General features: G+C 48.4%; 25 protein-coding genes and 2 pseudogenes. 18 read left to right on the forward strand and 9 right to left on the reverse strand.

Annotated elements, in window-relative coordinates:
- The first annotated feature begins 280 nt into the window (after positions 1–280).
- On the forward strand, positions 281–652 hold the full coding sequence (locus DW677_RS12740) for a DUF2500 domain-containing protein (protein ID WP_117567517.1): 372 nt from the start codon (positions 281–283) through the stop codon (positions 650–652).
- Between the two features lie 367 nt (positions 653–1,019).
- Here the strand turns inward: DW677_RS12740 and DW677_RS12745 are convergent, their stop codons facing one another.
- The 4 genes from DW677_RS12745 to DW677_RS12765 form a co-directional block, all read right to left on the reverse strand.
- Positions 1,020–2,042 carry an AraC family transcriptional regulator gene (locus DW677_RS12745; RefSeq protein WP_117567518.1) on the reverse strand — a complete coding sequence of 341 codons (1,023 nt, stop codon included), beginning with the start codon at positions 2,040–2,042 and terminating at the stop codon, positions 1,020–1,022.
- On the reverse strand, positions 2,039–2,425 hold the full coding sequence (locus tag DW677_RS12750) for a metalloregulator ArsR/SmtB family transcription factor (RefSeq protein WP_117567519.1): 387 nt from the start codon (positions 2,423–2,425) through the stop codon (positions 2,039–2,041). The genes DW677_RS12745 and DW677_RS12750 overlap by 4 nt, the downstream gene beginning before the upstream one ends.
- Before the next feature lie 53 nt (positions 2,426–2,478).
- Complete coding sequence (locus DW677_RS12755) at positions 2,479–2,841, reverse strand: CGGC domain-containing protein (protein WP_107000739.1); 363 nt, start codon at positions 2,839–2,841, stop codon at positions 2,479–2,481.
- Positions 2,842–3,037: 196 nt separating this feature from the next.
- Positions 3,038–3,481 carry an Rrf2 family transcriptional regulator gene (locus tag DW677_RS12765; protein ID WP_117567520.1) on the reverse strand — a complete coding sequence of 148 codons (444 nt, stop codon included), beginning with the start codon at positions 3,479–3,481 and terminating at the stop codon, positions 3,038–3,040.
- A 126-nt stretch (positions 3,482–3,607) separates the two neighbouring features.
- Here DW677_RS12765 and DW677_RS12770 point away from each other — a divergent pair, with 126 nt between their 5' ends.
- The 4 genes and pseudogenes from DW677_RS12770 to DW677_RS12785 form a co-directional block, all read left to right on the forward strand.
- Complete coding sequence (locus DW677_RS12770; RefSeq protein ID WP_181968356.1) at positions 3,608–4,588, forward strand: NAD-dependent protein deacetylase; 981 nt, start codon at positions 3,608–3,610, stop codon at positions 4,586–4,588.
- On the forward strand, positions 4,585–5,466 hold the full coding sequence (locus DW677_RS12775; protein ID WP_117567522.1) for an NAD-dependent protein deacetylase, SIR2 family: 882 nt from the start codon (positions 4,585–4,587) through the stop codon (positions 5,464–5,466). Before DW677_RS12770 ends, DW677_RS12775 begins: the two co-directional genes overlap by 4 nt.
- A gap of 16 nt (positions 5,467–5,482) precedes the next feature.
- Positions 5,483–6,319 carry an NAD-dependent protein deacetylase, SIR2 family gene (locus tag DW677_RS12780; RefSeq protein ID WP_117567523.1) on the forward strand — a complete coding sequence of 279 codons (837 nt, stop codon included), beginning with the start codon at positions 5,483–5,485 and terminating at the stop codon, positions 6,317–6,319.
- Positions 6,310–6,417, forward strand: a pseudogene (locus tag DW677_RS12785) (DNA-3-methyladenine glycosylase I); the annotation flags it as partial. The gene DW677_RS12780 and the pseudogene DW677_RS12785, both read left to right, overlap by 10 nt.
- 85 nt (positions 6,418–6,502) lie before the next feature.
- On the opposite strand, the gene DW677_RS12790 reads toward DW677_RS12785, so the two are convergent.
- Positions 6,503–6,856 carry a helix-turn-helix domain-containing protein gene (locus DW677_RS12790; RefSeq protein ID WP_015553402.1) on the reverse strand — a complete coding sequence of 118 codons (354 nt, stop codon included), beginning with the start codon at positions 6,854–6,856 and terminating at the stop codon, positions 6,503–6,505.
- Between the two features lie 154 nt (positions 6,857–7,010).
- On the opposite strand from DW677_RS12790, the gene DW677_RS12795 reads away from it, so the two are divergent.
- From DW677_RS12795 to DW677_RS12805, 3 genes are read left to right on the forward strand one after another with little or no spacing between them, the layout of a single operon-like run.
- The gene (locus DW677_RS12795) at positions 7,011–7,514 is read left to right on the forward strand and encodes a flavin reductase family protein (protein WP_117484735.1); all 504 of its coding nucleotides are present in this window, start codon (positions 7,011–7,013) and stop codon (positions 7,512–7,514) included.
- Between the two features lie 28 nt (positions 7,515–7,542).
- Positions 7,543–8,232, forward strand: a complete 690-nt coding sequence (locus DW677_RS12800) for a radical SAM mobile pair protein A (protein WP_117567524.1) — start codon at positions 7,543–7,545, stop codon at positions 8,230–8,232.
- Complete coding sequence (locus tag DW677_RS12805; RefSeq protein WP_117567525.1) at positions 8,220–9,137, forward strand: radical SAM mobile pair protein B; 918 nt, start codon at positions 8,220–8,222, stop codon at positions 9,135–9,137. The genes DW677_RS12800 and DW677_RS12805 overlap by 13 nt, the downstream gene beginning before the upstream one ends.
- Before the next feature lie 171 nt (positions 9,138–9,308).
- On the opposite strand, the gene msrA is transcribed toward DW677_RS12805, so the two are convergent.
- Genes msrA through DW677_RS18360 form a run of 4 tightly spaced genes read right to left on the reverse strand, consistent with a single transcriptional unit; the run spans position 9,309 to position 12,236 of the window.
- A complete protein-coding gene (gene msrA / locus DW677_RS12810) occupies positions 9,309–10,196 on the reverse strand; it encodes a peptide-methionine (S)-S-oxide reductase MsrA (protein WP_117567526.1) in 888 nt (295 codons plus the stop codon).
- Between the two features lie 36 nt (positions 10,197–10,232).
- Positions 10,233–11,192 (reverse strand): TlpA disulfide reductase family protein, encoded by a 960-nt coding sequence (locus DW677_RS12815; RefSeq protein ID WP_117567527.1) that lies wholly within the window; start codon positions 11,190–11,192, stop codon positions 10,233–10,235.
- Positions 11,189–12,064 carry a 4Fe-4S binding protein gene (locus DW677_RS12820; protein WP_181968358.1) on the reverse strand — a complete coding sequence of 292 codons (876 nt, stop codon included), beginning with the start codon at positions 12,062–12,064 and terminating at the stop codon, positions 11,189–11,191. The genes DW677_RS12815 and DW677_RS12820 overlap by 4 nt, the downstream gene beginning before the upstream one ends.
- Before the next feature lie 25 nt (positions 12,065–12,089).
- Positions 12,090–12,236: a CD1871A family CXXC motif-containing protein gene (locus DW677_RS18360; protein WP_015553408.1), complete on the reverse strand. Its 147-nt coding sequence runs from the start codon at positions 12,234–12,236 to the stop codon at positions 12,090–12,092.
- 147 nt (positions 12,237–12,383) lie between these two features.
- On the opposite strand from DW677_RS18360, the gene DW677_RS12825 reads away from it, so the two are divergent.
- The 10 genes and pseudogenes from DW677_RS12825 to ltrA form a co-directional block, all read left to right on the forward strand.
- Complete coding sequence (locus DW677_RS12825) at positions 12,384–13,061, forward strand: response regulator transcription factor (RefSeq protein WP_117470973.1); 678 nt, start codon at positions 12,384–12,386, stop codon at positions 13,059–13,061.
- Entirely contained in the window at positions 13,058–14,209 is a 1,152-nt protein-coding gene (locus DW677_RS12830) for an ATP-binding protein (protein ID WP_117567528.1), read from the forward strand. Before DW677_RS12825 ends, DW677_RS12830 begins: the two co-directional genes overlap by 4 nt.
- Positions 14,210–14,684: 475 nt before the next feature.
- Positions 14,685–15,185 (forward strand): hypothetical protein, encoded by a 501-nt coding sequence (locus DW677_RS12835; protein ID WP_002594812.1) that lies wholly within the window; start codon positions 14,685–14,687, stop codon positions 15,183–15,185.
- 45 nt (positions 15,186–15,230) lie between these two features.
- Positions 15,231–15,863 (forward strand): GyrI-like domain-containing protein, encoded by a 633-nt coding sequence (locus DW677_RS12840; RefSeq protein ID WP_117567529.1) that lies wholly within the window; start codon positions 15,231–15,233, stop codon positions 15,861–15,863.
- A 26-nt stretch (positions 15,864–15,889) separates the two neighbouring features.
- Positions 15,890–16,087 (forward strand): zinc ribbon domain-containing protein, encoded by a 198-nt coding sequence (locus DW677_RS12845; RefSeq protein ID WP_015514177.1) that lies wholly within the window; start codon positions 15,890–15,892, stop codon positions 16,085–16,087.
- A 32-nt stretch (positions 16,088–16,119) separates the two neighbouring features.
- Entirely contained in the window at positions 16,120–16,563 is a 444-nt protein-coding gene (locus DW677_RS12850) for a GNAT family N-acetyltransferase (RefSeq protein ID WP_055191805.1), read from the forward strand.
- 40 nt (positions 16,564–16,603) lie between these two features.
- Complete coding sequence (locus DW677_RS12855) at positions 16,604–16,828, forward strand: DUF3791 domain-containing protein (RefSeq protein WP_015553412.1); 225 nt, start codon at positions 16,604–16,606, stop codon at positions 16,826–16,828.
- A 284-nt stretch (positions 16,829–17,112) separates the two neighbouring features.
- Positions 17,113–18,039 (forward strand): ATP-binding protein, encoded by a 927-nt coding sequence (locus DW677_RS12865; protein ID WP_242992170.1) that lies wholly within the window; start codon positions 17,113–17,115, stop codon positions 18,037–18,039.
- A gap of 158 nt (positions 18,040–18,197) precedes the next feature.
- Positions 18,198–18,305 (forward strand): annotated as a pseudogene (locus DW677_RS12870) (Maff2 family protein); the annotation flags it as partial.
- A gap of 722 nt (positions 18,306–19,027) precedes the next feature.
- Positions 19,028–20,897 (forward strand): group II intron reverse transcriptase/maturase (gene ltrA / locus DW677_RS12875; protein ID WP_117567549.1); only part of this gene is annotated, 1,870 nt, incomplete at its 3' end.

Here is a 20,897-nt window from a genome sequence, read left to right on the forward strand (position 1 = left end):
ATCGATGCCAAAAGGACAAAACAGTATATCGCGGAGGCGATGGTATGAATAAATTCTACGATTTATTAAAATATATTATCTATGCGAGTTTCTACGTGATTGTAATTAAAACGGGTATGGATTTCTATGAGTATAAGCGCTTTCCGAAACTATACGAACCGAATTCTGCACCGTGGTATACGGAAGCGTTACTGTATTGCGTCGCTTCTTTTGCGGTGATCATCGTATGTTTCGCGCTTAGAGTAATCATAAAGCGAAAGATGAAGAAGGGGTGAGTCATATGTTTATGCTGTTTGAGTTTATGTTTCCAATTATCTTCGTAATGGTTTTCGGCATGATCATCTTCCAGTTTGTGACAGGAATCGGAACATGGCATAAAAACAATCAGTCACCGCGTTTGTCGGTGAGCGCAACTGTAGTTGCAAAGCGAGAAAACGTATCGCATCACAGCCATCCAAATGGAGGTGATCCATCTGGTGCGCATGGGTATCATACGACCTCGAGTACCAGTTACTATGTAACATTTCAGGTGGAGAGCGGTGATCGGATGGAATTGCAGATTTCCGGTAGGGAATATGGAATGCTGGCAGAAGGAGACATTGGGAAACTTACTTTTCAGGGGACGAGATATCTATCATTTGAGCGTGTGTGATGGTAGTGTCAAAGAATCTATGAAAAACTGAGTCAAATAAAAGGCTCAAAATCTTGGTGGCTAACTTGGTGGATATCTTGATGGGTGTCATCCTCTAAATTATCATAGGTTGCGTCATAGGACTTATCTTTGGCTGTGCCTATGATAGAGTGATCATAAGCGATTCTCTCAACTGGATCAAAAATGATGAATGGTTTGTTTCACGGCTGTTTATCCTTCGGATGGAAACAGCAGGAATTGAGACCATTAGGGCAGCCAACATCAAGAAAAAGGGAACATAAAAAAGCAGAGCATTGCTAATGCTGCAATGTTCTGCTTTTTATGTTTGTGTTAGGCTTTGCTGGCAGTAGTCTACCAGAATTTCTCATTACGGTGTTTTGCTAAAGGAATCAGATGGAGCTATACCCTGGATTTTCCTGTATTCTCTGGGCGACATTTTGACTATAGCCTGAAAAGCGCTTGAAAACTTTCCCTGGGTTTGGTAGCCTACCTGGGAAGCAATGTCCGCGATAGTGGCATTTGTTTCCCGTAATAATTTCATAGCCTGACGCATCCGAAATTCCTTCATATAGGTGGCGATAGGCTGGCCGTAGACTGCCTTGAATATCTCCTTTAGAGTAGAGGTATTTATCAAATACTGTTTAGAAAGTTCTTCAATCGTAAATCGTTGATCCAAGTGCTCTGTCAACTGTTGATGAATTTCTTTTATCAATTCGGTTTGCTGGGAGAAGTATTGGGTCAGTTCTTTATGCTCTGATTTCATGTTGCTCAAATAAATCAAAATTTCCAGCACCTTCAATTTCAAGAGGGAGATTCGAACGGACACAGGAGCAGAAAAGAGTGGGGCAAAAATATGCTCTAAATCGGAACAGGACGGGATTGCGGATGGCTTTCCGGAGCAAAATCGATCTCGTAACTGGTCTGCCTCCACACCGGCATTCTTTAAAACTTCCGGGCAAATGGAAGAGAGCTGTTCCAGATCCACGGAAATGGAGATCCCCTCGGAATATCCTAAGGGAAACATCATGGCGGAATCCGCGCAGCAGGCCATACTGTGCACAGTCACATCACCTGCACCTAAATAGACGGCAGTACCGCCTTGCATATTCCAACCCACGCGACCACTGCGACAATAGTAAATTTCTAAAACAGAATCCGAAGCATCGTGCCGAAACTTGACCTCTGAAGCAAGAAAAACATTGAAGGATACCTCTATTCCAGGAAAAGTTTCATATGCCTCCATACACCCTTTTCCAGCGGTAACCGCTCGAAACTGTTCTCCAAAGAGTGTGCTGCCCGTTCCACCAGCCCGGCAATGCTTCAAGGCGAGGGTGCCGTTTGGAATCTTTTGGAGTTTTTGAGCGATAACTTTGGACTCTTCTTTTTTCATTGCGTTCCTTTCTGTGTTTCTACTTGCGCCGGACAGGCAATCTTTACAAGCCACTCAATCATGTGGTGGAAATTTCGAGCCTGTTCGGTATCAGCCGCTTTATAATAGACCTCTTTTCCGTCCCGGCGGCTAACGATCAGACCTGCTGATTTCAACTGCTTGAGATGGTGAGAAACTGCAGGACTGCTCATATCTACCATGGCCGAAAGATTGATAACACATTCCTCACAGTGGCAAAGCAGCCAAAAAATGCGAATACGGCTGCCATCCCCCAGCTGCTTGAAAATATCAGCTACGGTTTGGAAGTTTTCTACGCTGGGCATATATTCCAGTTCATGCTCGATAGTTTGTCCGTGGTCGTGGGGTAAGCGGTTCTGAATCATTTAGCACTCCTCCTTGAAGTCTATCTTACCATAGGCCGGAGAGAAAAGAAACTTTACTTCTGAGATGTTTCTGGTTCAGGGCCAGCGTCATGGGTGTAATCCAAGATACGGACACCATCGCCTACCTCTTTCTGTACCAGCTCCCGCATACGTTTGGCGAAAGGACAGGGGTAACCAATGGGAGTCCCTTTGCTGATACAGGAAGCAAAAGCAATGGTGTCAGCGCCCTGTTCTACCAGAGAACGGGCCCGCAGCACCGCTTTTTTTCCGGGGCAGCCACCGCAGTTGATAAAGCCCACTAACTGAATGTCATCCTCTCCCATAAAAGCGCCTTTTCTCTCTCGGATTGTCCGAAAATCCCGGCTTCCGGGGCAGTAATCCTCTGTCTGCATACAACGAATAATGCCAAGTTTCATATTGATTTCCTCCTTAATTTAGGGCCGGCCATTTAGATTGGGCCGGTCCATTGTCTATTATTATGTAACCAGCTTTTCCAACCGCTGGTTGGAAATGTCCTCGCAGTAGCGATCATCTTCAATCATTCGCAAAATACGGGATATAGGCCTCTCCGGTTCTCAGTATAGTCCCGCAAGGAGGTTCCGTATTTCCCGTTCAGAAGAATTTTTGTCCCAAATGGAAGAGTTTCATGTGATATTGTTCCAGCACATCTTTCAGCGTGATTTCTTGCATTTTTTGTTCCGCTGTTTTTTGAATGTCCAAGTAAAAATCCCGCAGCACCAGTTGAATGTTCACGCCCACGCCACAAGCGGGGTTGGTGTGGATGTCCTGATGGAGCAGGGGCTTGTTGCCCTCTACTGCCCGATAGGCATCCAGCAGAGTGATTTTCTCCGGCTCACGAGCCAGAGCGGGTCGGGGATGTCCCTTCACGCTGACCAGCAGCCCTCCTTTCCGCAGGGCGGACATGAGCTGGCGCACATAGGCAGGATTCGTCTGAATGCTCTCTGCCAGCTTGTTACTGGTTAGGTCGCAGTCTGGGTACAGAGCGATAAAAGCCAGAATATGAACAGCATCGCTAAGGCGGGTGGGATATTTCATGGACTGATCTCCTTTTTTCTTTGATGTTATTTTTATTATAACAGCATATTGACAGCAGCGCAAGAGGATGCTAAAATGATTTGAAGTAAGAATAAAAATAACACCCACCTGAAAGGAATGGCGACAATGAACTTCTATGATGATTTGGTCATGCAGACCCAGATGAATTATTCCAAGTACCATCCTATCTATGCTTCCGGCAGTACGCCTTATCAGCTGACTGACAAAAAGCCGCTGCCGTATAGCGAACAGATCGATCGGTTGGTACAGGAGGTAAAGGAAGCTGACTGTGTGGTAGTGGGCGGGGCCTCCGGCCTGTCCGCTGCCGGTGGTGGAAATTTTTACTACGAGGACAACGACTCCTACCGGAAATACTTCCGGCCTTTTGCTGAGAAGTACCACTTCAAAGGTGCTTTTGCAGGGATGATGCACACCTGGAAGACAAGGGAAGAGTATTGGGGGTATCTCGCCACCTTCCTTCACACCACCCAGACCGCACCTGTGCGTCATCCCTATCTGGATTTAGACGCTTTGCTGAAAGGCAAGGACTTCTTCATCCTCACCACCAACCAGGATACCCAGTTTGTCAAACTCTACCCGGAGGAGAAGGTGGCGGAAATCCAGGGGGATCACCGCTTCTTCCAGTGTGCCGCCTGCTGTACCGATGACACCTGGGATGCGGTAAAGCCGGTGGCTGATATGGTAACCGCTATGGGGGATGGCACGAAGATTCCTACGGATCTCATTCCTCGGTGCCCTCACTGCGGCGGTGAGGCATTCCCCTGGGTGCGGGGATATGGAAATTTCCTGCAAGGAAAGAAATACGAAGAACAGTACGAAAAAATTTCTCGCTACGTACTGGAACACAAAGACAGCAAAATTCTGTTCCTGGAGTTGGGCGTTGGCCGAATGACTCCCATGTTTATCCAGGAGCCTTTCTGGAACCTGACCCTCAGCTTTCCCCATGCTCGATATATTGCTATCAACGACAAATATGACTTACTGCCCAAGCAGTTGGAGGATAAGGGCATGACCATTGTGGCCGACATTGCTCAAGTGCTGCGGGATGCACAGAACACCATGGAAAGCGGAGATAACGATCAATGAGGGTTGGAAACCAAGCGGCGCTTCAGGAACTTGCCGAGCGTATTGCTCAAGCAGACGCCGTTGTGATCGGAGGCGGCTCCGGCCTGTCAAGCGCAGCTGGATACGACCACTACCATTGGTCCCCGGCACTTTCGGAAGCATTGGCTCCCTTTCGCGAACAGTATGGCTTTACCTCCCCACTGGCTGGATTCTACCATTGCTTTTCCAGCTATGGGGAGCAGTGGGGATATTACAGCCAATATATGCGCTTCATGTGGGAAGCCCCTACGGGGCAGCCCTATCTGGATCTGCAAACGCTTGTTGCAGATAAATCTGTCTTTGTGCTGACCACTAATGTCGATCAGCAGTTTTTTCGGGTATTTCCCCAGAAACAAATTTGCGCCTTTCAGGGAGACTTTAGCTACTGCCAATGCAGTCAGCCCTGCCGGGATGATATTTGGGAAAACCGCGAGCTGGTGAAGGAGCTGACTGGTTGCTGGGCAGGTGTTCGCCTGCCGGAGGAGGCTGTTCCTCGCTGCCCGGATTGCGGACGGGTGCTGGTGCCCTGGGTACGAGATGATACCTTTCTGGAGGGAACCTTCTGGCAGGATAGTCTGCACCGCTACCATAGCTTCCTGCGACACTGGATAATGGATCAGTCCGACAAAAAAGTCCTGCTGTTGGAGCTGGGCGTGGGTGAGATGACGCCCAGTATCATCAAACTACCCTTCTGGGAACTTACTGCCCAAAACGAAAACGTCTTTTATGCATGTCTTAATCGAGAGGCATCTCATAGGCCAGAGCATCTGCGGGGACGCAGCCTGTATCTGCAAGGAGATTTGGCGGAAACTATAGCTGCCCTCCGGCAGGAGCGCTCCATCGCAGCAAACATAGAATAGAAAGGGGCGAACGAATATGATTGATTGGAACCCTATTGCGGAAAAATTCAGAGAAGCGGACGCTATCCTGATCGGGGCCAGTAACGGCCTGTCCATCACCGAAGGACTGCATTTGTTTGCGGACAATGCGGCCTTTGAAAGACTGTTTGGGGATTTTAAACGGAAATACGGCCTTGGGTGTATTTTGCAGGGCATGATGGCCGGATGGCCCAGCGAGGAGGAAAAATGGGCCTTCTGGGCCCGGCTCATCCATCATTACTGCGGGCAGTACCGGCCTACGCCGGTGATGAACGATTTGAAGGCCGTTGTGGGAGAAAAAGATTACTTTGTCGTCACATCAAACGGAGAAGGTCACTTTGAACTGTGTGGTTTCGATCCGACGAAAATCTATGAGATCGAGGGCAACTGGTTTACGATGCAGTGTGCCCGCCCCTGCCACGACACCCTCTATTCAAGTTTAGAGGTGGTCGAAAAATTATCGGCTGCCGAACAGGGCGGCCATGTGCCTACAGAGTTGGTGCCGCGCTGTCCCAAGTGCGGCGGTCCCATGGACATCCACATGGGTGCGGGTCGGAGAATGATTCCGGATACCGCTGCCCAGGCACGGTTCCAAAACTTTCTGAAAATCTACCACGGGAAGAAACTGGTGGTTTTGGAGCTGGGCATTGGCTGGCGCAATCAGCTGATCAAGGCCCCGATGATGCGCCTGGTGGCCAGCGAGCCAAACGCCACTTATGTGACCCTCAATCTTGGTGAGATCTACATTGCGGACAATATCAAAGAAAAGTCCTTCGGTCTGGACGGGCGACTGGATGAGCTGCTGCCTGCTCTCCGGGAGGCGTGCGAGGCATGAAGTTTGTGGGGACCGTAATCATCTATGCCTATTTGCAGGCGGTGGGAGTTATCAACTCTCATGAATCAGGTTGCTTCCTGAATCCTTTGCAGCAGTAGAAAATGCAGAAAATAAAACGCCGGGAAGTTGACTCAAATTGTCAATGCCTCCCGGCTATTATCTTGCAGATTAATATAGTTAGAATCATGGTATATATTTCATTCCCCATTGAGAAATGGCGTAAAAGACCGGCAACAGATCCCGTCCTTTCTCGGTGAGGGAGTATTCCACCCGCAGGGGCATTTCATTATATTGGATGCGCTGGATCAATTCATCCGATTCCAGCTCCTTCAGGGCGTTGGTCAGAGCTGTGTTGGTGATGGGCTTGAGAACTTTTTTCAGTTCCCCAAACCGCATGGGACACTTGATGCATAGTTCATAGAGAATTTGGAGTTTCCATTTGCCCTGCAGCATTTGAACCACCGGCGTGACCGGGCAGTTTCCATCATCGGTTAGAATGACACTGCCAACCTTTTCTTTGAATTCTTCATAAGTCATGATTGGATTTTTCCTCGTCTTTTGCAGTATATTTTTTGATACCAGGTACAAATAATTTGCGTACTTGAACAAAAATTGCTATTAGGTATAATAAATATATCACTAGTTGGCCGAGCAGTCAACGACTGAAATTTCTTAGAAAGGTCTGAATGACATGAAAGAACTGAACATTATGGAGGCTACTGTTCTGACCTCCCCCAATCCGCTGACACTGATCTGCTCTAAAAAGGAGGACGGTTCTACGAACCTGGCTCCCATTTGCTTTGTGTCTTACCTCTCCTTCAACCCACCCATGGTGGGCTTCGCCACTGGAAAACAGTCCCACACCGGTAAGCAGGTACGAGAGACCGGAAAGGTGATTGTCACCGTTCCTGGCGAGAGTCTTGCCCAGACGGTGATGGCCTGCGGAGCGTCTACCGGTGCCAAGACCGACAAGGTGGCCGCCAACAACATCGAGATGATGGCTGTGGAGGGCAGTGACATCCAGATTCCGGTGGATACTCGTCTGGCGATGGTGGCCACCCTGCAGCAGTCGGTGGAAGTTGGCGACCATATCCTGCACATCTGTCAGGTGGACAAGTTCCTGGGCGATGAGGACAAGAAGGGGCTGTATGCCTGGAACGGCTTCGGGAAAGTTGCGCCTGCGGTAGAAGGCTAAATCTCAAAACGGAAAGGAGGCGTTAGCGGTGACTGTTTGTATTAAAGACTGTATTCAGAACATGAATCTGGTGATCGGCTGTACTATTGGTTGCAGCTACTGCTATGCCAGAAACAATGTCCGCCGGTTTCACATGATCGATGACTTTGAAAAGCCGGAGTTTTTTCCCAATAAGCTGCGGCTGATGGAGAAAAAGCGCCCACAGAATTTTCTGCTCACCGGCATGAGCGATTTTTCCCACTGGAAGCCAGAGTGGCGGGAACAGATATTTGCCAAGATGACTGAAAATCCACAGCACCAATATCTGTTTTTGACCAAGCGACCGGAGGATATTGTGTTTTCCACTACCCTGGAGAATGCTTGGTTTGGTGTAACTGTTACCTCCAGTAAAGAGAAAAACCGTATCCGGACTTTGCGGGAGCATATCCATGGCGGACACTATCATGTGACCTTTGAACCTATGTTTGATGATGTTGGTATGGTGGACCTTACCGGAATTGAGTGGATCGTCATTGGGACTGAGACCGGACATAGGAAGGGCAAATCCGTATCGAATCCGGAATGGGTGTGGAACCTGACACATCAGGCCCATGCGCTTGGCATCCCTGTATTCATGAAGGAAGATCTACTTCCTATCATGGGAGAAACACATATGGTACAAGAATTTCCCCCGGCTTTTTACCGGGTATTGGAGGAACAGAAGACATGGCGGAAGTGAAAGATAGCAGCATTCTGATTCAGGATGTAGAAACCAAAAATATTATGACAAAATCCAACCTGCCGGTGGGCGGCTATTCCGTCAATCCTTATGTGGGCTGTACCCATAGCTGCAAATACTGCTACGCCTCGTTTATGAAGCGATTTACCGGGCACACCGAACCGTGGGGTACATTCCTGGATGTGAAGCATTGGCCGGCAATCAAAAATCCGCAAAAGTACAAAGGGCAGCGCGTAGTCATCGGTTCTGTGACCGATGGCTATCTGCCCCAGGAGGCTCAGTTTCAGAACACCCGAAAACTTCTTGAGCAGCTCCGGGGCAGCGAGGCGGAAATTCTCATCTGCACCAAGTCAGACTTAGTAATCCGTGACATCGACCTTCTGAAAGAACTGGGAAAGGTCACGGTTTCCTGGTCGATCAATACGCTGGACGAGGATTTCAAAAACGATATGGACAATGCCGTCAGCATCAAGCGGCGGCTGGATGCCATGAAGCAGGTTTATGACGCAGGTATCCGCACCGTGTGCTTTATCGCTCCGGTTTTTCCCGGTATCACAGATTTTGAGGCTATCTTCCATCAGGTCAGAAACCAATGCGACCTGATATGGCTAGAAAATCTAAATCTGCGAGGCGGCTTCAAAAAAGACATCATGGACTATATACGTAAAAAATATCCTGACTTGGTTCTGCTGTACGACGTTATCTACAACAAGAGAGACAGAAGCTACTTCTGTGGTTTGGAGGATCAAGCGGAACGGCTGGCGAAAGAATACAGCTGTCCCTTCGTGGACAACGAGCTGCCCTACGGACGAGCAGAGCCTGGGCACCCCGTAATTGTGGATTACTTTTACCATGAGGAAGTGCGTGGCTCGGAAAACACCGGGCGACGCAACCCCAAAAAATAATTTGTGAAATAAAAGGGTTCTGACATGGAGCTGTGCTTCAATGTCAGAACCTTTTTTTCAGCCCATTTGGAGGCTTCTGTCCGCTTTACTAAACCGACATGAGCATAAACGACAGCGTCCCGGTTCATAATGATTGGGACGCTGCTTATTATATCATTGTATTATGCGAACTCATTTCTCGAACAGATACAGAAGATATCCGTAACCCTCTGCATTCATCTTTGCGTAAGGCACAAAGCGCAGGGCCGCACTGTTGATGCAGTAGCGCACGCCATTGGGGGACTCCGGATCGCCTGTGAAAGCGCGCTCTGTGCCGCTCTCCTGCGTAACACGGTACTGCTCCGCCGTCAGCTTGTCCCGGATGGATTCCGCCGCGGGCTTCTGATAGTCGCCCGGATCGATGCGCAGCCGGGAAAACAGCTCCATCTCCGCGCGCGGGATGTGGCAGTAGCCGTTCGGGTTCTTTTCGAGGTAGTTCTGGTGGTACTCCTCGGCGGGGTAATAGTTCTTGAGTGGACCTATCTCTACGAAGAACTTTTCACTGCGTCCCCGCTCGATCTCCGCGATGCGCTCCACCGTTTCCTTCGCGCTTTCGTTGGTGTAATAGACACCGGTCTGATACTGGCTGCCCCGGTCGTTGCCCTGCCGGTTCTCCACCGTGGGGTCGATCACATAGAAGTAGGCCAGCAGCAGGGCGTCGAGACTCACCTGTCCGGGGGCATACTCCACCCGCACGGTCTCCCGGAAACCGGTGTTCCCTTTGCAGACGATCTTGTAATCGGCATCCGCCTCGCAGGTGCCGTTGGCATAGCCGCTCTCGGCATCAATGACGCCGGGGATGGACTGCATCAGCTGTTCCATGCCCCAGAAGCAGCCGCCCGCCAGATATATGACATTTTCCGTGGTATCCATATACATGCTTCCTTCACCAGACATATCAGAGGGCTGTCCGGTCATTTCCTTCTCGTCCGTTTTCTGCGGCATATTTTTCTGCCCGGCGGCGCAGCCGCTCAGCAGCAGTACCGCGGTGAGCAGAAGTGGCAATACTCTCCGATACATGGTGTATCCTCCTTTCTGAGAAGATAAATTCGTTTGTCAGCCCATATCGGCGGCAAGAGCCTGGTCGATGAGCTTTTGCAGCGTCTCCGCCTGCTTCTTTTCCGTGATGGCGCCTACGATGGGTTCACCCACGATATTGCCGCTGCGGTCGACCACATAGGTGGTAGGATAGGCAAAGATGTTGGTGGTAAACTTTCCCGCCTCACCGTCGGAGTCAAAATACACATTCTGATAGGTGGCGCCCTTCTTGGCAAGCACATCCTTCGCCTCGGAAATTGCTGTTTCGTCGCCGTCCAGCGTGAAGGTGTTGACGCCGATGAGGGAGCCGCCCTTCTCTGCCAGTTCCTTGTTCAGCGCATCCAGCTCGGAAAGCTCGCCTACGCAGGGATTGCAGGTGGTGAACCAGAAATTCACCACGGTGACGGCGTTGGCGGAGAACAGCTCGTCGCTCTTCACCGTGTTGCCATCCAGGTCCTTGCCCTCAAAGACGGGGAATTTCTGCATGCTGCCGTCATCAGGCGGCGTGGTCATGTCGCTGCCCGCGGGCATGCTCATAGCGCCATCCATGGATTTCTGCATGATCTCGGGATACTTATCTTCCAACTCGGTCAGCCTGTTTTCAATATTGCTGATCTCCGTGGCCGACTCCTTCAGCCACTCATACTCCTTGTCGGTGAACTGCTCTTTAGCGGCCTCGACGGTATCCAGCAGGAAGTCGCCGTAGTTTTTCCCGTCCTCGATCATGGCCATGCCCTTGTCAGCCTCCACAAAGACCTTTTCCCACAGCTCGGTATTTTCCGACAGGATCGCGTTCTCCTGCTCCAGCAGCTCCTTGTGCAGGGCGAGCGCCTCATCGGCGTTTTTCGGCTCGCCAGTCATGGCGGAGCCGTTGCCGCTCATGCCGCCCATCTTGTCATTGTTCTTCATGTCGCAGGCCGCCAGGGCCAGCACCATCAGCACGGCAAAAGCCAGTGCAAAAATTCTCTTCCTGTTCATTTTGATTCCTCCATTGTTGTTTTCTTTGTTGTTTCTTTCCCGTTGCCGAAGCCGTAGCGGAAGCACACGGCGTTCGTTGGACAGGCGCGGATGCACATTCCGCAGCGGATGCACTCGGTATGGTTGGGCGTTTTCGTCACATCCACATTCATCTTGCAGGCTCTGGCGCATTTCCCGCAGGAAACGCACTTATTCTTATCCACCTTCATCTGGAAGAGGGACACCCGGTTGAACAGCGCGTAGAACGCGCCCAGCGGGCAGAGCCACTTGCAGAACGGTCGGTAGAACAGTACGCTCAGCGCAATCACCGACAGCAGGATGCTGAATTTCCATGTAAACAGCTTGCCCAGCGCCGCCCGGATGCCGGAATTGGCAAGGGACAGCGGGATGGCTCCCTCCAGCACGCCTTGGGGGCAGAGGTATTTGCAGAAGAACGGGTCTCCCATGCCAACATCGTTCACAAGGAACGCCGGTAGCAGGAAAACCATCACCAGCAGGACAGCGTATTTCAGGTATGTCAGCGGCTTCAGCCTCTTTGTGGAAAGCTTCTTAGTGGGGATTTTGTGCAGCAGCTCCTGAAACCAGCCGAAGGGGCATAGAAAGCCGCAGATAAAGCGTCCCAGCAGGATTCCCAGCAGAATGAGAAAGCCTGTGATATAGTAAGAGAAGCTGAACCTGGAAGACCCCACCACCGCCTGAAACGCCCCAATGGGGCAGGCCCCGGACGCCGCCGGACAGGAGTAGCAGTTCAGCCCCGGCACGCAGACGGTCTTCCCCGCCCCCTGATACAGTCCGCCCTTGAGAAAGTTCGGCAGGTGCAGGTTGGTCAGCAGCGTCGCCCCCGCCTGAATCCAGCCCCGGAAGCGGGACATGGTCTGTGAAACGCCTGAAAACTTTTTACCCAATTCCCACACACTCCAGACATAATTTGATTGCTTTGCTCAGCACGGTCGCCGCCTCGCCCCGCCAGACACCGAAGCACAGCATGGCGGCTCCGGCCATCAGCAGCACGATCTGCGCCGCTGCCTTTTTCCTACAGCTCATTTTTCATCACCCTTTCCGATTTTCTGCCCCTATCATAGCGTGAGAGAGTTAAAGTCTCTGTTAAGAACGAAAACTTAACGCAAACCTTATCTGTTTTTGCTATAATGAAAGCAACACAAAAATGAAGAAATAAAAAGGAGGGCTCTTATGCACCTTTTAGTAATTGAAGATGAACGTGCCCTGTGCGAGACCATCGTTCGCAGCCTGCGGCGGCTGGCCTACAGCGTGGACTACTGTTATGACGGCGAAAAGGCGCTGGCGCTTCTGGGCGTGGAACGATACGATCTGGTGCTTCTTGATCTGAATCTGCCGAAAAAGGACGGCATGACGGTGCTGCGCACCCTGCGGCAGACCGACCGGGAGACGCGGGTGCTGATCCTCTCCGCCCGCAGCGAAGTGGAGGACAAGGTGCAGGGGCTGGATGCCGGGGCGAACGACTATCTCGCAAAGCCCTTTCACCTCGCCGAGCTGGAGGCCCGCATCCGCAGCCTGACATTGCGGCAGTTCACCCAGCAGGATGTGCTGCTAAGCTGCGGAGGCCTGACCTTTGACACCCGCTCCCGTACCGCCACCGTCAACGGGCAGACGCTGACGCTGACCCGCAAGGAAACGGGGATACTCGAATACCTGATGGTGCATCAGGGGCGGCCCGTGAGTCAGGAGGAGCTGATGGATCACGTTTGGGACAACAGCGTGGACAGCTTCAGCAATTCCATTCGCGTCCACATCTCCGCCCTGCGCAAAAAGCTCCGCGCCGTGCTGGGCTATGACCCCATCCGCAACCGTATCGGCGAGGGCTATCTGATGGGAGGCGAGGAAGCATGAAGCGTCTTTCTTTGCAGTGGCGCATCACGCTGATGACCGTCCTGCTCATCGGCATCACCTGCGTGGTCATGAATTTGCTGCTGTGCACCTCCGGTGTGTACTATATGGACACCATTGCGGACAGCTTACAAGGCGGCGGCACGGTGATCCTGAATGATGGCGGAGCGGCGAGCTTTGACCCGCAGCTCATAGCACCCAACGAGGAGTTGACCATCGTCGTCGATGGGGTGCAGGGGCGCTTCCGCACCACCAACTGGTACATCACGGCGGCGGTAACGCTGCTCAGCGGCATCCTCGCCTATTTCGTCAGCGGACGCGCTCTCAAGCCCCTGCGCAGCTTTACCTCGCAGGTGGAGCAGGTGCAGCTGAACAATCTTGCCGATATGAGGATCGATGAAGACGCTATTTCGGAGTTCCGGCAGCTGAGCCGCTCGTTCAACCAGATGCTGGAGCGGCTGAACAACGCCTTTTCCGCCCAGCGGCAGTTCACCGGAAACGCCGCCCACGAGCTGCGCACGCCACTGGCACTAATGCAGGCGCAGTTGGAGCTGTTTTCCGCGGAGCATCCTGATGTGCGGCCGGAGACGGCGGAGTTCCTCACGCTTTTGCGTGAGCAGACGGAACGGCTGATACAGTTGACCAGGACACTGCTGGAGATGAGCAATCTGCGGCAGGTGGAGCGGAACGAGCGGATCCAGCTCGCTCCCATGATCGAGGAGATCTTCACAGATCTTGCGCCGCTCTCAGATAAGCTCGGCGTCACGCTGACGGCGGAGGGCGACGGCATTATGACCGGCAGCGATGCACTGATCTACCGGCTGATCTTCAACCTGACGGAGAATGCTGTCAAGTACAACCGGCCGGGCGGCTCGGTACGGGTTTCTGTCACTCAGGAGTTGGAAAAGCTCCTGCTCCGCGTCTCCGACACCGGCTGCGGCATCCCGGAGGTGTATCAGCGCAGTATCTTCCAGCCCTTCTTCCGGGTGGACAAATCCCGCAGCCGGGAATACGGTGGCGCAGGACTGGGGCTCTCACTGGTATGGGAGATCGCCGACCTCCACGGCGGCTCCGTTTGGGTGGAGAAAAGTTCGGAGAAGGGCACTACCATTGCGGTGGGGTTGCCAACGCAACAATCAACGAAGCCTTAAAACCCTTTTATTCGTTTTTCGCCGCTTCGCTTGCCGCCCTGCGGCGTTCCTCTCCGTATGGGGCGGTCAGCCTGTTTTTGAGGTCGGTGTTGTGATATAATGCGTTTTTTCCGGCTCTACACAGGAATCAGCGAGCTTCGTCCCTCGTGACCGCTTTTTCTCTGAGCGGATGGAAGAATCGCCACAGATTATTACGCTGAATTACATGAAGAGGCACTCCAGCTGCCGGAGGATGCTGGTGACGAGGACGAAGAAGTGGATGTCAACGAGGACTACGAAGCAGAATCGGACGATGAACCTGTCTGATTAAGGCAGTGTTGACCTGTGGGGCGGCTGAGAAGCCGCCCCTTTTACATAGCTAAATGGTTTGTGAATGAACTATTTTGAGCTATGAAGCTATGGAATTGGTAGGTGATATCTGGTAAAATAGGAGGTAAGAACAGCGAGGCAAATCGGGATTTGAGGAGGTGTTCATATGAAGAGAGCATTGCTTTTTATTTTCATGACGGTTTGTGTATTAGGAATGTCCGCCTGCAGCAGCAAAGACGCCATGCCAGAAACATCAGATTCTGCCAGCAATCCGGTTCAGAATACAGATATCAGTAATCTGAATGGAGGAAAAATCTGGTCTGAACAAGATATTGTGTCGATGTTCTCTCTTGTGCAAGAAACAGATTGGGAATACATAGACTGTGTTTTAATTCCAGATCATGCTAGTGACCGTGTTGGTGCAGTACTCTTCCGGAACGATAAGGAGCAAACAAGCAATGTTGCGTTCTTTGATGCAGACGGATACTTTCAACAGTATGGCACATATGCAAGAATGTCTGACGAACCTGATTTTCAGTATCTCGGAGGTGGTGCGGTAACATTTAAGCTGGAAACAGAAGATGGTATAATCTATAACTACACGATCACAATCTCGATCGATGACAGTAATGTGAATTTTAAAGCGGAAGATGATTTGCCAAAATAAATTCAAGTTTGGAGAATTGAGAAAATCGGAATTTTGGAGGTTATTATGGCTTTTGATTTTAAAAAAGAGTATAAAGAATTCTATATGCCGAAGAACAAACCAGAGATTGTAAATGTATCTAAGGCAAATTATATTGCAGTTAGAGGAAAAGGCAATCCAAATGAAGAAGGCGGAGCATATCAACAAGCAATCAGTGTTCTATATGCTGTTGCATACACATTAAAAATGAGTTACAAGACCGATTATAAAATTAAAGGCTTTTTTGAATATGTTGTTCCGCCATTGGAAGGTTTTTGGTGGCAGGATGATGTCGAGAGTGTAGATTATACAAATAAGTCTGCTTTCAGCTGGATTTCTGTTATCCGTTTGCCTGATTTCATTTCTAAAGCTGATTTTGACTGGGCGGTAGAAACAGCAACGAAAAAGAAGAAACTTGATTGTTCGTCAGCAGAGTATCTTACGATTGATGAGGGATTATGCGTTCAAATTATGCATATAGGTTCTTTTGATAATGAGCCAACAACTGTTGCGCTTATGGATACTTATTTAGAACAAAATGGATATGTTAATGATATTAACAAAGATAGGTTGCACCACGAGATTTATATGTCTGATGCAAGAAAGGTTGCCCCAGAAAAATGGAAAACTGTAATTAGACATCCAATTAAGAAAGCGTAAAATTATACATTTGGAGGTGGTAAACAATGAGAAAATGTGTAAAATGCGGAAAAGTTATGGTATCAGATTTAAGGCTTAAAGTAAATGGTGGTGGCTATGGGATTGTTGTTCGTGTAGATGAAAAGCAAAAGGCAACAATTATAGATGATGTAAAAGTTGCAGTCTGCCCAGAGTGCGGTTATACAGAAATGTACTTAGAGGATTTAACTAATTTAAAAGATTAGGCGATAACTTCCAGTTTGACGGAGTAATGGATATGAAAATCCGAGAAGTGAACGAAAATAAAAAGCAATTTATATCATTATTGTTATTAGCTGATGAACAGGAGAGCATGGTTGATCACTATCTTGAAAAAGGTACTATGTATGTACTTGAAGATGGTAATGTAAAAGCTGAATGTGTTGTCACCGATGAAGGTAACGAAATACTTGAAATCAAGAATATCGCAGTCGATCCGGAAAATCAGGGAAAGGGCTATGGGAAAGCATTGATTGACTTCCTTGCAAGTAAATATGCAGATGAATATTCTATTTTGCAGGTTGGAACAGGTGACAGCCCGTTAACCATACCGTTTTATGAAAAATGCGGATTTGTCCGCTCTCACAATATTCCGAATTTCTTTACGGACAATTATGACCACCCAATTTATGAGGGCGGTGTACAGTTGATAGATATGATATATTTGCAAAGATGTTTATAACTTCCAGTTTTATTGACCAAGAAATCAAGGAGGATTCATTATGAGTGAGAAAACAGAGATTACTTTCATGCAAACAAGATTAATCCGGCTTGCTTCAGAAGAGTGGCATTTACCTGTTGAACAGATTATACACTTGTTTAAAGAGGCTGATGTACTTGGATATATAGAAAAATGTTATGGGATTTTTCATTGTGAAGGCGATGAAGCTGTGCTTGAAGATATTACTGAATTTTTGCAAGGAAAGGGGATAGAGATTAGTGCTTGAGTTAAAAGCTGGATTTGTTCTCTATCATGGAAGCTATTGTGAAGTAAAAGAGCTAGATCTTGTCAAATGTGCAAAGAGAAAAGATTTTGGGTAGGGATTTTATTTAACCACATCCAAGGAGCAGGCAGAAAGTTTTCTAAGAACCTCAATAGCCAAAGCAATCGCAACAGGAACAATTGAAGAGGGACAGAAGTTCGGATATATTTCGACTTTTGAATTCAAACTTTCAGGAAATCTTGCAATGCATATTTTTGAAAATGCAGATGTAGACTGGTTACATTGTATTGCAGCTCATCGAAAGAAAAAATGTTCATCGAACAGATTATGATGTTGACTTTTATGTAACAGGCTCCAATTCCAGAATGATGTCTTCGGAAATAGCGACTTACCTGACTGGACGATATGTTTCCTTTCGGATCTATACGCTTTCTTTTCAGGAATATCTGGAATTCAAGAAGCAGTATACACAGGTAAAGGATATCCATGCTGAACTGGCAGACTATATCCGCTTGGGTGGCTTCCCTGCAACACACCTGCGAGAGTATTCACAGGATGAGGTTTATACGATTGTCCGGGATATCTATAATTCCACGATTTTCTCAGATATCGTAAAGAGAAACCAGATTCGTAAGATCGACCAGCTGGAACGGGTGGTTCGGTACACATTTGCGAATGTGGGAAATTCATTCTCTGCAAAATCAATTTCGAATTATCTGAAATCAGTAAATCATGCTATCGACAATGAAACAGTGTATAGCTATCTGGAAAAGCTGGAGAAAGCATATCTCCTTCATCGTTGTTCTCGCTATGACCTGCGCGGAAAGGAGATTCTGAAAACGCAGGAGAAGTTTTATCTTGCTGATACCGCTTTACGTTACAGCGTGCTGGGCTATACACCGGACAGCGTCGCTTCCAGTTTGGAAAATGTGGTGTATCTGGAACTTTGCAGACGAGGCTATACCGTGACGATTGGGAAGACACCGGACGGTGAGGTCGATTTTGTGGCGCAGAAGCAAAATGACCGGTTGTATGTGCAGGTCACGCAGGAGATCAAATCCGAGAAGACAGAAAAACGTGAATATGAACGGCTACTGGAAATCCGGGATAACTATCCGAAGTATGTTTTGAGAACCGATGAATTTGCCGGAGGCAATTACCAAGGCATTAAGAGTATGCACATTGCAGATTTTCTATTGAGTACAGAATATTAACGATGAGGGCGGCGGTGAGCCGCCCTTTTTAAATAGCCAGGTTTCTGATTGAAATTGGAGACCTGGCTATTTTTTTGTCCTTTTGCAGGTGCACATGCAGAGGGACATTTACTATTCATCAGCCCATAAGGGCGCAGCGTACAAGGAGGTACACATTTATGGCATTTTTCAACAGCGCAGTAACCGTTCTTCAGACTCTCATCATCGCACTGGGGCTCGGCATATGGGGAGCTATCAACCTTATGGAAGGATATGGAAACGACAATCGTGTGACACGTTCGTAAGTGAAAAGCTTACGCACAAAGTCGAAGGGCTTTCAAGCCTGAAACTTTGGAGAACTGATATTCCGATGAGTGAAATGAGGGAATAACGCCCCGAAGCGCTCACACTGATACTCCGACTGGCATCAGCGTGCAACCGCCAAAGTGTCAGAAGCTCGGTAAAGTCGGCAGAGAGTAGCCGTAAATATGGCTAACTACCATATACGAAAGCTATCCAGCGGTGGATGGTGCTACCTATATGCCGGGTGTCGGTTACCCATGGTCAGAATGTACGAAAGTACTGACGAACTTCCGAATGTACAAGTCTAAACGTTGATACTGTCGAAAGGCAGTAGCCCTTGTATGGGCGTGTCCGTGGATTAGTAAGAATGGTTGTTATGAACATCCATATATCGTTACAGGCGATATGATTATGCATGATTGGACACAGGCTTAGAGGAAGGACCTAAAGGTAATCAATGATAGGAATATCGGAACGTGGAAAGCTGGGAACGTATGAAAAAAGCCGTTGCAGGTCGTTGGACGGGAAAGCCGGGCAAAACCGGTACAACCGTACTTAATCCCAGTGAGAGTAGGGGCACAGTACCTGTGAAGTGATGCTAAACATCGTGGAGGGATAGCCCCAAGTCGAATTCAACGGAAAAAAATGAATATACGATAAACGCAGCTTCGAGTATGACAAAGAAAATCCAAACCGAAGGGAGAGGATGCCTGTGTTGACTTCGAAACAGCAAGAACAGAAATCTAAACAGAGAAAAATTCGCAATTCTGAGTATTATGACATGATAAGTACTTTTGACGAATTGTATGCAGACAGTAAGAAAGACAAGATATTTAATCATCTCATGGAAATCATCGAGAGCGAAGAGAATATCAAGCTGGCATACAGAACGATAAAGACGAATACAGGAAGTGATACCGCAGGTGTGGACAAAAGGACAATTAATGACCTTGCTAAATTAAACGAGGAAGAATATGTCCGTCTCATAAGAAAGCAATTCAGCTGCTATCACCCACGCCCAGTAAAGCGTGTGGAGATACCAAAGCCCAATGGAAAGACCAGACCTCTGGGAATTCCAACTATCGTTGACCGAGTGGTACAGCAATGTATCTTACAAGTCATGGAGCCGATATGCGAGGCAAAATTCAGCGATAATTCTTACGGATTCCGTCCGAATAGATCCGCTGAACATGCCATCGCTCAGTGTATGCGATTGATACAGGTACAGAATATGTATCACGTAGTAGACCTTGATATTAAAGGATTTTTCGATAACATCAATCATACTAAACTGATAAGGCAGATATGGGCATTGGGAATAAGAGATAAGAAGCTGTTATGCATCATTAAGGAAATGCTGAAAGCATCTGTTATTCTGCCAAATGGAGATAAAACTTTCCCCATCAAGGGAACTCCACAAGGCGGTATCCTGTCGCCATTGCTTGCAAACATTGTTTTGAACGAGTTGGATTGGTGGATTACTTCCCAATGGGAAGAAATGCCAACGAAAACAGATTTTACAACAAGAAGCAATAAGCAGGGAACAGTTATCAAAAGCCATGCTTACAGGGCTTTGCGCAGAAGCAGACTGAAAGAAGTGCATGCGGTGCGATATGCCGATGATTTCAAAATCTTCTGCCCTACACACGCAGAAGCCGTCAGAGCGTATAAAGCCACAGAAATGTGGTTAAAAGACCGCCTGGGTCTTGATATAAGCCCAGACAAATCTAAGGTTGTCAATCTAAAAAGACAGTATTCTGATTTTCTCGGATTCAAACTGAAAGTGCGGAAAAAGGGGAAGAAATATGTCGTCAGGTCACATATGTGTGACAAGGCATACAAAAAGGCTCATGAAAAGCTGACCAAGGAAGTAAAAACTTTGGCTCATTCGCCAGATGACACAGCTCAGTTTATACAGTTACAGAAATATAATTCTGTAGTCGCAGGATTACACGAATACTACTGCATTGCAACAGAATCAACAGCAGACTTTGGAAGGCTTGCCTTCGGTATCAACAAACAGCTTAGAAACAGGCTGAAAGGCGATGTGTCCCGTAATGGTGCTCTGAGAAATGGTTTCATCAAAGACAAGTATGGTAAAAGCAGGCAATTGAGGTTTCTGCATGAACGTCCCATTGTTCCAGTGGGAGCCGTTCCGCAGAAAAATGCCCAAAATAAAAGGAAAAACATCAATAAGTACACTGTCAAGGGACGAGAGCTGATTCATAAGAATCTAACTATTAATACCGACGCAATGTTATGGCTGATGCGTAATCCTGTCAAGGGCAGGTCAATCGAATATGCAGACAACAGAATATCACTATTTGCGGCTCAATATGGAAAATGTGCAGTTACAGGACTTCCTATGGAAGTACACAACATTCACTGTCATCATAAAATGCCATTAAGCAAAGGTGGTACAGATGCATACGAAAATCTGATTTTAGTCTCAAAAGCCATCCATGTGATTATCCATGCATCGTCTGAAATCACTATCAGAGAATATCTGAACCCACTGCAATTAGATGATTCTAAACTTGCAAAGCTTAACAAACTTCGAACTATGGCAGAAATGC

Origin of the sequence: Clostridium sp. AM25-23AC (assembly GCF_003435125.1) — a bacterium.
Lineage (GTDB): Bacteria > Bacillota > Clostridia > Lachnospirales > Lachnospiraceae > Pilosibacter > Pilosibacter fragilis.

Coding starts and splice junctions, on each gene's coding strand:
- DW677_RS12835 (WP_002594812.1), top strand. CDS start 14,685: ATGAAGAGAGCATTGCTTTTTATTTTCATGACGGTTTGTGTATTAGGA.
- DW677_RS12745 (WP_117567518.1), bottom strand. CDS start 2,042: ATGAAAAAAGAAGAGTCCAAAGTTATCGCTCAAAAACTCCAAAAGATT.
- DW677_RS12850 (WP_055191805.1), top strand. CDS start 16,120: ATGAAAATCCGAGAAGTGAACGAAAATAAAAAGCAATTTATATCATTA.
- DW677_RS12775 (WP_117567522.1), top strand. CDS start 4,585: ATGAGGGTTGGAAACCAAGCGGCGCTTCAGGAACTTGCCGAGCGTATT.
- DW677_RS12830 (WP_117567528.1), top strand. CDS start 13,058: ATGAAGCGTCTTTCTTTGCAGTGGCGCATCACGCTGATGACCGTCCTG.
- DW677_RS12770 (WP_181968356.1), top strand. CDS start 3,608: ATGAACTTCTATGATGATTTGGTCATGCAGACCCAGATGAATTATTCC.
- DW677_RS12815 (WP_117567527.1), bottom strand. CDS start 11,192: ATGAACAGGAAGAGAATTTTTGCACTGGCTTTTGCCGTGCTGATGGTG.
- DW677_RS18360 (WP_015553408.1), bottom strand. CDS start 12,236: ATGAGCTGTAGGAAAAAGGCAGCGGCGCAGATCGTGCTGCTGATGGCC.
- DW677_RS12795 (WP_117484735.1), top strand. CDS start 7,011: ATGAAAGAACTGAACATTATGGAGGCTACTGTTCTGACCTCCCCCAAT.
- msrA (WP_117567526.1), bottom strand. CDS start 10,196: ATGTATCGGAGAGTATTGCCACTTCTGCTCACCGCGGTACTGCTGCTG.
- DW677_RS12790 (WP_015553402.1), bottom strand. CDS start 6,856: ATGACTTATGAAGAATTCAAAGAAAAGGTTGGCAGTGTCATTCTAACC.
- DW677_RS12820 (WP_181968358.1), bottom strand. CDS start 12,064: ATGTCCCGCTTCCGGGGCTGGATTCAGGCGGGGGCGACGCTGCTGACC.
- DW677_RS12750 (WP_117567519.1), bottom strand. CDS start 2,425: ATGATTCAGAACCGCTTACCCCACGACCACGGACAAACTATCGAGCAT.
- DW677_RS12825 (WP_117470973.1), top strand. CDS start 12,384: ATGCACCTTTTAGTAATTGAAGATGAACGTGCCCTGTGCGAGACCATC.
- DW677_RS12840 (WP_117567529.1), top strand. CDS start 15,231: ATGGCTTTTGATTTTAAAAAAGAGTATAAAGAATTCTATATGCCGAAG.
- DW677_RS12805 (WP_117567525.1), top strand. CDS start 8,220: ATGGCGGAAGTGAAAGATAGCAGCATTCTGATTCAGGATGTAGAAACC.
- DW677_RS12845 (WP_015514177.1), top strand. CDS start 15,890: ATGAGAAAATGTGTAAAATGCGGAAAAGTTATGGTATCAGATTTAAGG.
- DW677_RS12765 (WP_117567520.1), bottom strand. CDS start 3,481: ATGAAATATCCCACCCGCCTTAGCGATGCTGTTCATATTCTGGCTTTT.
- DW677_RS12740 (WP_117567517.1), top strand. CDS start 281: ATGTTTATGCTGTTTGAGTTTATGTTTCCAATTATCTTCGTAATGGTT.
- DW677_RS12780 (WP_117567523.1), top strand. CDS start 5,483: ATGATTGATTGGAACCCTATTGCGGAAAAATTCAGAGAAGCGGACGCT.
- DW677_RS12855 (WP_015553412.1), top strand. CDS start 16,604: ATGAGTGAGAAAACAGAGATTACTTTCATGCAAACAAGATTAATCCGG.
- DW677_RS12755 (WP_107000739.1), bottom strand. CDS start 2,841: ATGAAACTTGGCATTATTCGTTGTATGCAGACAGAGGATTACTGCCCC.